This is a genomic window from Rhodoferax sp. (assembly GCF_023700745.1).
Taxonomy (GTDB): Bacteria; Pseudomonadota; Gammaproteobacteria; order Burkholderiales; family Burkholderiaceae_C; genus Rhodoferax.
In genome coordinates, this window is the sequence record NZ_JAMPYG010000024.1 from 25,252 (window position 1) to 34,802 (window position 9,551).

11 protein-coding genes and 1 pseudogene are annotated in these 9,551 nt (G+C 61.0%); all 12 read left to right on the plus strand.

Translation table 11 applies throughout. The annotated features are described in order from the left end of the window. The first annotated feature begins 11 nt into the window (after window positions 1–11). Window positions 12–1,076 (plus strand): phenol 2-monooxygenase domain-containing protein, encoded by a 1,065-nt coding sequence (locus NDJ10_RS14425; RefSeq protein WP_296163532.1) that lies wholly within the window; start codon window positions 12–14, stop codon window positions 1,074–1,076. Window positions 1,077–1,086: 10 nt separating this feature from the next. Then, window positions 1,087–1,434, plus strand: a complete 348-nt coding sequence (locus NDJ10_RS14430; protein WP_296163534.1) for a 2Fe-2S iron-sulfur cluster binding domain-containing protein — start codon at window positions 1,087–1,089, stop codon at window positions 1,432–1,434. 23 nt (window positions 1,435–1,457) lie between these two features. After that, entirely contained in the window at window positions 1,458–2,402 is a 945-nt protein-coding gene (locus NDJ10_RS14435) for a catechol 2,3-dioxygenase (RefSeq protein ID WP_296163537.1), read from the plus strand. A 90-nt stretch (window positions 2,403–2,492) separates the two neighbouring features. Further along, window positions 2,493–3,374, plus strand: a complete 882-nt coding sequence (locus tag NDJ10_RS14440; protein ID WP_296163539.1) for a transporter — start codon at window positions 2,493–2,495, stop codon at window positions 3,372–3,374. Between the two features lie 11 nt (window positions 3,375–3,385). Next, window positions 3,386–3,841 carry a heme-binding protein gene (locus NDJ10_RS14445; RefSeq protein WP_296163541.1) on the plus strand — a complete coding sequence of 152 codons (456 nt, stop codon included), beginning with the start codon at window positions 3,386–3,388 and terminating at the stop codon, window positions 3,839–3,841. A gap of 99 nt (window positions 3,842–3,940) precedes the next feature. After that, window positions 3,941–5,401 carry a 2-hydroxymuconic semialdehyde dehydrogenase gene (locus NDJ10_RS14450; RefSeq protein WP_296163542.1) on the plus strand — a complete coding sequence of 487 codons (1,461 nt, stop codon included), beginning with the start codon at window positions 3,941–3,943 and terminating at the stop codon, window positions 5,399–5,401. 8 nt (window positions 5,402–5,409) lie between these two features. Then, window positions 5,410–6,249, plus strand: coding sequence for an alpha/beta fold hydrolase (locus tag NDJ10_RS14455; protein WP_296163544.1), 840 nt, complete (start codon window positions 5,410–5,412; stop codon window positions 6,247–6,249). A 51-nt stretch (window positions 6,250–6,300) separates the two neighbouring features. Further along, window positions 6,301–7,083 carry a 2-oxopent-4-enoate hydratase gene (dmpE, locus tag NDJ10_RS14460; RefSeq protein ID WP_296163545.1) on the plus strand — a complete coding sequence of 261 codons (783 nt, stop codon included), beginning with the start codon at window positions 6,301–6,303 and terminating at the stop codon, window positions 7,081–7,083. A 15-nt stretch (window positions 7,084–7,098) separates the two neighbouring features. Then, on the plus strand, window positions 7,099–7,689 hold the full coding sequence (locus NDJ10_RS14465) for an antibiotic biosynthesis monooxygenase (protein WP_296163548.1): 591 nt from the start codon (window positions 7,099–7,101) through the stop codon (window positions 7,687–7,689). Between the two features lie 12 nt (window positions 7,690–7,701). Next, window positions 7,702–8,496, plus strand: coding sequence for an SDR family oxidoreductase (locus NDJ10_RS14470; RefSeq protein ID WP_296163550.1), 795 nt, complete (start codon window positions 7,702–7,704; stop codon window positions 8,494–8,496). A gap of 21 nt (window positions 8,497–8,517) precedes the next feature. Continuing rightward, window positions 8,518–9,429, plus strand: a complete 912-nt coding sequence (locus tag NDJ10_RS14475; RefSeq protein ID WP_296163552.1) for an acetaldehyde dehydrogenase (acetylating) — start codon at window positions 8,518–8,520, stop codon at window positions 9,427–9,429. A 17-nt stretch (window positions 9,430–9,446) separates the two neighbouring features. Then, a pseudogene (locus tag NDJ10_RS14480) lies at window positions 9,447–9,551 on the plus strand (4-hydroxy-2-oxovalerate aldolase); the annotation flags it as partial.

Consider the following 9,551-nt stretch of genomic DNA (forward strand, 5'->3'; position numbering starts at 1 on the left):
CGAATAAGACCATGAGTTATCAACTGACGATTGAACCGCTGGGCGCGACCATCGAGGTCGAAGAAGGCCAGACCCTGCTGGATGCTGCGCTGCGCCAGGGTATCTACATTCCTCACGCCTGTGGCCACGGCCTGTGCGGCACCTGCAAGGTGGAGGTGAGCGATGGCGAGGTCGACCATGGCCATGCCAACCCGTTTGCGCTGATGGATTTCGAGCGCGATGCCGGCAAGACCCTGGCTTGCTGCGCCACGCTGCAAAGCGACGCCACCATCGAAGCCGACATCGACGAAGAGCCCGATGCCGAGATCATTCCGGTGCGTGACTTTGACTGCACGGTGTCACGCATCGAAGCGCTGACCCCTACCATCAAGGCCATTTTCCTCAAGCTCGACAAGCCCCTGCATTTCCAGGCTGGCCAGTACGTGCAGGTGATGATTCCCGGTATCGAAGGCGGTCGTGCTTTTTCCATTGCCAACTCCCCGGCCCAGGTGCAAGCCAGCGGTGAAGTCGAGCTCAATGTGCGCATCATCCAGGGGGGTGCCGGAACCACCTGGCTGCACGAGCAATTAAAGGAGGGCGACGCCTTGCGCATCTCGGGCCCCTACGGCCGCTTCTTTGTACGCAAGTCGGCGTCTGAGCCGGTGGTGTTTTTTGCCGGTGGCTCCGGCCTGTCGAGCCCGCGTTCGATGATTCTTGACATGTTGGAAGCCGGCAGAACGCAGCCCATCACCCTGGTCTATGGCCAGCGCTCGCGGGACGAGCTGTACTACGACGCCGAGTTTCGTGCCCTGGCGGCGCAACATGCCAATTTCACCTATGTGCCGGCATTGTCCGGCGCGCCCGAGGGGGCGGACTGGACTGGCGCGCAGGGTTTTGTGCATGAGGTGGCCAAGGCCCACTTTGCCGGAAATTTTGCTGGCAACAAGGCTTACCTGTGCGGCCCGCCAGTCATGATCGAGGCCTGCATTGCCACCCTGATGCAGGGCCGTCTGTACGAGCGCGACATCTACACCGAGAAGTTTCTCTCGGCGGCCGATACCAACCAGCAGCGCAGTCCGCTGTTCAAGCGGGTGTGAGGAGCGATCTATGTTGATTGACACCCGTCCCAAAGTCACCGTGCATGTTGTGCAAACCGGCGAGGATTTCCCTTGTGCCAGTGACGAGAGTTTGTTGCAAGGCATGTTGCGCCTGGGTCGCAAGGGTATCCCGGTGGGCTGCGTCAACGGGGGGTGCGGAGTCTGCAAGGTCCATATCATCGAGGGCCAATACCGCTCCCTCGGCCCGGTCAGTCGCGCACACGTCACCGCCGAGGAGGAGTCCGCTGGCTTCACCCTGGCTTGCCGTGTGGCACCCGTCACCGCCGTCCGGCTGGAGGTGACAGGCAAATTCGAGAAGCCGTTCCGTAATGGTATTGCCTGCACGGCAAACACCTGATTTTTAACTACAAGGAGATATCAATGGGTATATTGCGCCTCGGTCATGCCAGCCTGCGGGTGATGGACATGGCGGCTGCTCTGAAGCACTATGAAAACGTGCTGGGCATGAAAAAGACGATGGAGGATAAACACGGCAATGTGTACCTCAAGTGCTGGGATGAATGGGACAAGTACTCGCTGATCCTGACGCCGTCCGATCAGGCTGGCCTGAATCACGTGGCCTACAAGGTTGAAAAAGACAGCGACCTGGACGACTTGCAAAAGAAAGTGGAAGCCTACGGTATCGCCACCACCGTCCTTGAAGAAGGCACGCTGCCGTCCACCGGGCGCCTCCTGCAATTCAATTTGCCCAGCGGCCACGAAATGCGTCTGTATGCGATGAAGGAGTACGTGGGCACCGAGGTGGGCACCGACAACCCGGACCCCTGGCCAGACAACATCAAGGGCGCGGGTGCCCATTGGCTGGACCACTGCCTGTTGATGTGCGAACTGAACCCGGAGGCGGGTGTGAACAAAGTGGCAGAAAACACCAAATTCATGGTTGACGCGCTGGACTTTTTCCTCACCGAGCAAGTCTTGGTAGGACCGAATGGCGACATGCAGGCCGCCACTTGGCTGGCGCGCACCACCACACCGCATGACATCGCGTTTGTTGCGGGTCCGCGCATGGGATTGCACCACATTGCCTTCTTCCTCGACTCCTGGCACGACATCCTGAAGTCGGCCGACGTGATGGCCAAGACCAAGACCCGCATCGACGTGGCACCCACGCGCCATGGCATCACCCGCGGTGAGACCATCTATTTCTTCGACCCAAGTGGCAACCGCAACGAAACATTTGCCGGTCTGGGCTACCTGGCCCAGCGCGATCGTCCGGTCACCACCTGGGACGAATCCCACCTGGGTAGTGGTATTTTTTACCACACGGGTGCGTTGGTGCCGTCATTCACCGAGGTGTACACCTGATCGACCGCATGGATCGTTCCCGTCGTTTCCCAAGTGTGGGTGCGGCGGGACGTCTCGTTCAGCCCCCAAATATTCAGAACATCCCAAACCATGAAAAAAATTGTTTTTGCCGCGCTCACCGCGCTGGCCAGTGTTGGCGCATCCGCAGGTGGTCATTACGTGCCCGGCGTCGAAGGTATCCAGGCTGCCAGTGTGCCGCCACCCGGTATGTATTACCTGGGCTACCTGGTGAATTACAGCATCGACGAATTGCGCGCTCCGGGCAGCAGCAACACCGTGCCACTGAGCAACACCGGGACCGTGAGCGCATTGGCCAACCGCTTTGTGTACATCACCAATACCAAAGTATTGGGCGCAGACTACGGTATGGAAGCCATTGTGCCGGTGTTGCGCAAGTCGCTTAATTTCAACGCGCCAGGTATTTCTGACTCCAGCTCTGGTGTCGGTGACATCTACCTGGGGCCGCTGGTACTGGGCTGGCATGGCGGCAACTGGGACGCAGTCGCTGCGGCTGGCTTGTGGTTTGACAACGCCAGCAGCGACACGCCCTCAAAACCTGGCAATGGTTACAAGTCAGCCATGCTGACCGGTGGTGCCACCTATTACTTTGACCCGGCCAAAACCTGGACCGGCTCTGCCCTGTTTCGCTACGAGATGAATTCCACCCAGAGCAATAACTTCAAGCCCGGTAACCAGCTCACGATGGAATGGGGCTTTGGCAAGTCAGTCGGTCCGGTGCAGCTCGGTCTGGTGGGTTATGACCAATGGCAAACCAGCAACGACTCGGGCACGGGCGCAACCGCTGACAAATCCGAGCGCCATGCCATCGGTGTCGAGGTGGTCTATCCGCTCATGAAAGAGGCGGGTGTCATGCTGAAAGCCGCTTATTACGACGAGTATTCAGCCAAGGGCGGTTCCGTCCCTCAGGCCAAAGGCTCGACCTTGCGTTTTACTTTCGTCAAGGCATTTTGAGTCACACCGCCATGACACATCCTGAAGCTGGTCTGGCCGCGAACAGCGTGGCCCAACGGGTGATTGATGCGATGGCAGCCAGCGAGGCGGTGCGTGCAGCCGTGGCGCATGCGGCCTTGCTGGGTATTCGGATCAACGTTGCCGTGGTTGACGCTGGCGGCAACCTGGCGGGGTTCTTGCGCATGCCGGGCGCCTTTTTGCATTCGATCGACATCGCCATCGACAAGGCCTACACCGCGGCCAGCTTTGGTTTGCCGACCAGCCAGTGGCATGCGGCGCTGCAGCAGCATTCTGCGGCGGTGCGCGACGGCATCGTGCGCAGGCCCCGGTTTGTCGGATTTGGCGGTGGCTTGCCGATCGTCGAGGCGGGTCAGCGCCTTGGCGGCATCGGCGTCTCGGGTGGCTCCGAGGAACAAGATGAGGCTTGCGCGCAAGCGGGGCTGGCCGCCATCGGTTTGAGTAGCTAACTTTCCTGGCCCTCGGCGGCAACCCCCTGGGCCATGAAAGTTATTTCACGTTAACGGCGCATGGCATTTGCCAACGCGCCACTTTTGGAAGAGATCATCATGAAAGACATCAAGAACTTCATCAACGGCGCGTACGTCGGCAACGCCAGCGGCAAGACCTACGAGAAACGCAACCCGGTGGACAACAGCCTGATCGGCAGGGTCCATGAAGCCGGCCAGCCCGAAGTCGATGCGGCTGTTGCCGCTGCCCGTGCCGCCCTGCACGGCCCCTGGGGCAAACTCTCGGTGGTCGACCGCTGCGCCATGCTCGACGGCGTGGTCGCCGAAATCAACCGCCGCTTCGACGACTTCCTGCAAGCCGAAATCGCCGACACCGGCAAACCCGCCCACCTGGCCTCGCACATCGACATCCCGCGCGGTGCAGCCAACTTCAAAATCTTCACCGACACCATCAAAAACGTCTCGACCGAATCCTTCGAGATGCGCACCCCCGACGGCAAAACCGCCCGCTCTTATGGCGTGCGCACTCCACGCGGCGTCATCGCCATCATCTGCCCCTGGAACCTGCCACTCTTGCTGATGACCTGGAAGGCCGGCCCGGCGCTGGCCTGCGGCAACACCGTGGTCGTCAAACCCTCGGAAGCCACCCCCAGCACCGCCACCCTGCTGGGCGAAGTCATGAACACCGTCGGCGTGCCCCCGGGCGTCTACAACGTCGTCAACGGCTTTGGCGTCAACTCCGCTGGCGCCTTGCTCACCGCCCACCAGGGCGTCAACGGCATCACCTTCACCGGTGAAACCAAAACCGGCACCGCCATCATGAAAGCCGGCGCCGACGGCATCCGCCCGGTCTCGCTTGAACTCGGTGGCAAGAACGCCGCCGTGGTCTTTGCCGACTGCGACTTCGACAACACCATCGCCACGGTCACCCGTTCCTGCTTTGAGAACGCCGGCCAGGTCTGCCTGGGCACCGAGCGGGTCTATGTGGAGCGTCCGATCTTCGACAAATTCGTCGCCGCGCTGAAAGAACAGGCCGAGAAGATGAAACCGGGCCGACCATTTGACGTTGATACCAAGATCGGTCCGCTGGTCAGCAAAATCCACCAGCAAAAAGTCCTGTCCTACTACGCCCGTGCCAAGGAAGAAGGCGCCACCATCGTCTTTGGCGGTGGTGTGCCCGACATGCCCGACGACCTCAAAGACGGCTGCTGGGTGCAACCCACCATCTGGACCGGTCTGCCCGAGACCGCCAGCGTGGTGCGTGAAGAAATCTTTGGCCCGTGCTGCCACATCCAGCCCTTTGACACCGAAGAAGAAGCGGTGCGCATGGCCAACGACACGAAGTACGGCCTGGCGACCTCCATCTACACGCAAGACATCAGCCGTGCCAGCCGCCTGGCGACCCGGATCGAGGTCGGCCTGTGCTGGATCAACAGTTGGTTCCTGCGTGACCTGCGCACCCCGTTTGGCGGCGCCAAGCAGTCGGGCATCGGGCGTGAAGGCGGCGTGCACTCGCTGGAGTTCTACACCGAGCTGCGCAATGTGATGGTCAAGTACTGAAAGAAACCATGACTCAAAATCCTGAAATCGGCAAATCCATTGTTGCCAATGGCATTCGCACCAACTACCACGACGTCGGCACCGGCTTTCCGCTGTTGATGATCCACGGCTCGGGTCCGGGCGTCAGCGCTTGGGCCAACTGGCGCTTGAGCATTCCGGTACTGGCCCAGCAGCGCCGGGTCATTGCACCCGACATGGTGGGCTTTGGCTACAGCGAGCGCCCGGCCGGCATCCAGTACAACATGGCCACCTGGGTGGCGCAAGCCGTGGGCCTGCTGGATGCCCTGGGCATTGAACAGGCCGACCTGGTCGGCAATTCGTTTGGTGGTGGCCTGGCCCTGGCGCTGGCCATTGCCCACCCCAAGCGGGTGCGCCGCCTGGTGCTGATGGGCGCCGCCGGTGTGTCCTTCCCGATCACGCCCGGTCTGGATGCGGTCTGGGGCTACCAGCCGTCGATTGCCAACATGCGCAAGCTGCTCGACGTGTTCGCCTTTGACCGCTCGCTGATGAGCGATGAACTGGCTGAACTGCGTTACAAGGCCAGCGTCCAGCCCGGCTTTCAGGAAGCCTTTCAATCGATGTTCCCGGCGCCACGGCAAAACGGTGTGGAGTCCTTGGCCAGCCGCGAGGAAGACATCCGCGCCTTGCCGCATGAAACCCTGCTGGTGCACGGCCGTGAAGACAGGGTGATCCCGCTGTCGAATTCGCTAACTCTGGCGCAATGGATTAACCGCTCACAGCTGCACGTGTTTGGTCGCTGCGGCCATTGGACCCAGATTGAGCACGCGGCCCGTTTTTCACAGCTGGTCGGCAATTTCCTGGCCGAAGCGGACGCGCTGCAGGCATAAGGCGGCGCTCACTGTCAACTCTTTTCAGATAACCAACCGGACCCCAAATTTATGGACACCAAACTGATTGAAACCCTGGGCGACGAGCTCTACCAAGCCATGACGAGCCAAACGGTGGTCGACCCGCTCACCACCCGCCACCCCGACATCACCATCGAGAACGCCTACCACATCCAGCAGCGCATGCTGTCCAAGCGGCTGCAAGCGGGCGAGCGCGTGGTCGGCAAAAAAATTGGCGTCACCTCGGCCGCCGTGATGAACATGCTGGGCGTGTACCAACCCGACTTTGGTTACCTGCTCGACGGCATGATCTACAACGAAGGCCAGACGATCGACATCGCCACCCTGATCCAGCCCAAGGCCGAGGGCGAGATCGCCTTTATCCTGAAAAAAGACCTGATGGGCCCGGGCATCAGCAATGCTGACGTGCTGGCGGCCACCGAATGTGTGATGCCCTGCTTCGAGATTGTTGATTCGCGCATCCGGGACTGGAAGATCAAGATCCAGGACACCGTGGCTGACAACGCCAGCTGCGGTGTCTTTGTGCTGGGTGACCGCGCGGTCGACCCGCGCCGCATCGACCTGTCCACCTGCGGCATGGTGCTGGAAAAGAATGGCGAGATCATCGGCACCGGCGCCGGCGCGGCCGCTCTGGGCTCGCCGGTGAATGCGGTCACCTGGCTGGTCAACACCCTGGGCCGCCTGGGCATTGGCATCAAGGCCGGAGAAGTGATCCTGTCGGGCGCTCTGGCGGCCATGTCACCGGCCAAGGCAGGCGACAACTTCCGCGTGTCGATTGGCGGGCTGGGCAGTTGCTCGGTGCGCTTTTCCTGAAGTGCCGCAGTTGCCATGGCAACAGCCATTTCTCACCCCGTCAGCGCCGTCACCGTGCTGGTGTCGCGCCGTGTCAAGCCGGGTCATGCGTCTGCTTTCGAGCAGGCTTCCGAGGCCATGACCACCGCTGCGCGGCCGTTTCCAGGTTACCTGGGTGGCCAGCTGGTGCGCCCGGATGCGCAAGCCGACGAGGAGGAAAGCAACTTGTACCACACGGTGTTTGTCTTTGATACACCCGAACACCTGCAAGCCTGGCAAGCCTCACCCGAGCGCACCGCGCGGCTGGCTGCAATTGCGCCGCACACCCTGGGCAGCACCAGGCTGCGTGAAGTCAGTGGGCTGGGCCACTGGTTTACCCCGTCAACTGGTGGGACACATCAGCCGCCACCGCGCTGGAAGGTGGCCATCGTCACCTGGCTGGGCATTTTTCCCACGGTGTATTTTTTGTTCCTGACCGTGGCACCGCTGTTGTCGGATTGGCCGCTGCTGCCGCGCGTGATGGTTATCACGGTACTGGTGGTGGTGCTCATGACCTGGGTGGTGGCGCCGCGCCTGACCACCTGGCTGAAACCTTTTTTGTTTGCGCCTGCGCGCAACACAACCTGACAAGGAATCTGGATGGATTTATTACTCAATGGCAAGCGTGCACTGGTCACCGGCTCAACGTCCGGCATTGGCTGGGCAACCGCGCGTGAGTTGGCAGCCGAAGGTGCGCATGTCATCCTCAACGGCCGCGACCCAGCCCGGCTCGATAGTGCTGTAGCACGTCTCCAGGTTGAATTGCCAACGGCCGTAGTCGCTGGCGTGGCCGCCGATTTGTCGACCGTCACAGGCTGCCAGCAACTGTTGGCGGAGGCCGGTGAGCTCGATATTCTGGTCAACAACCTCGGAGTTTTTGAGCCCAAGGTCTTCGAACAGATTGGCGATGACGACTGGACGCGCTTTTTCGAGGTCAACGTGATGAGCGGTGTGCGCTTGTCGCGCCATCACCTGTCACGCATGAAGGCGCGTAACTGGGGTCGCATTGTGTTCATTTCCAGCGAGTCGGGCATTTGCCCACCGGCCGAAATGGTGCATTACGGCATGAGCAAGTCGGCGCAACTGTCGGTGTCTCGCGGTTTGGCAGAGACCTGCCGTGGCACCGGTGTCACGGTCAACAGCGTGCTGCCAGGCCCCACCAAAACCGAGGGCGTGGGTGAATTTTTGGCCACGCTGGCGCACGACGCAGGTCAGAGCCTGCAAGAGGCTGAGCACGACTTTTTCAAATTCGCCCGTCCCACCTCGCTGCTGCAGCGCTTCATTGCGCCGGCTGAAGTGGCCGCCATGGTGGCCTATGTCTGTAGCCCGCGTTCTGCAGCCACCAATGGGGCCGCCTTGCATGTCGAGGGTGGTGTGATTCGCTCTCTTATTTAAATTTCAACTCACGGACTCTTTATGAAAAAAATCAAATGCGCCCTGATCGGCCCTGGCAACATTGGCACCGACCTGCTGGCCAAACTGCAACGCAGCCCGGTATTGGAGCCGGTCTGGATGGTCGGCATCGACCCCGAATCCGACGGCTTGAAGCGTGCCCGCGAAATGGGCATCAAAACCACCTCTGACGGCGTTGACGGCCTGGTGCCGCACATGAAAGCCGACGCGGTGCAAATCGTCTTCGATGCCACCAGCGCTTACGTGCACGCCGACAACAGCCGCAAAGTCAACGCCCAGGGCGCCTTGATGATCGACCTCACCCCGGCGGCCATCGGCCCCTTCTGCGTGCCCCCGGTCAACCTGATCGAACACGTCGGCAAAGGCGAAATGAACGTCAACATGGTCACCTGCGGAGGCCAGGCCACCATCCCGATGGTGGCCGCCATCAGCCGCGTACAGCCCGTGGCCTACGGCGAAATCGTCGCCACCGTGGCCAGTAAATCCGCCGGCCCCGGCACCCGCAAGAACATCGACGAATTCACCCGCACCACCGCCAGCGCGGTGGAAAAAGTCGGTGGCGCCAAAAAGGGTAAAGCCATCATCATCCTGAACCCGGCCGAGCCCCCGCTCATCATGCGCGATACCGTGCACTGCCTGACTGAAGCTGAGCCCGACCAAGCTGCCATTACCGCATCCATCCACGCCATGATCAAGGAAGTACAAAAGTACGTGCCCGGCTACAAACTGGTCAACGGCCCGGTCTTTGACGGCAAGCGCGTCTCGGTCTTCCTGGAAGTCGAAGGCCTGGGCGACTACCTGCCCAAATACGCCGGCAACCTCGACATCATGACCGCCGCAGCAGCCCGCACGGCCGAGATGTTTGCCGAAGAAATCATCGCTGGCCGACTCACGCTCAAAGCCACGCAGGCCTGAACCCCAAGGAGAACACCATGACACCCCACACCCAAACCATCACCCTGCACGACATGACCCTGCGTGACGGCATGCACCCCAAGCGCCACCTCATGACGCTGGAGCAGATGAAAAACATCGCC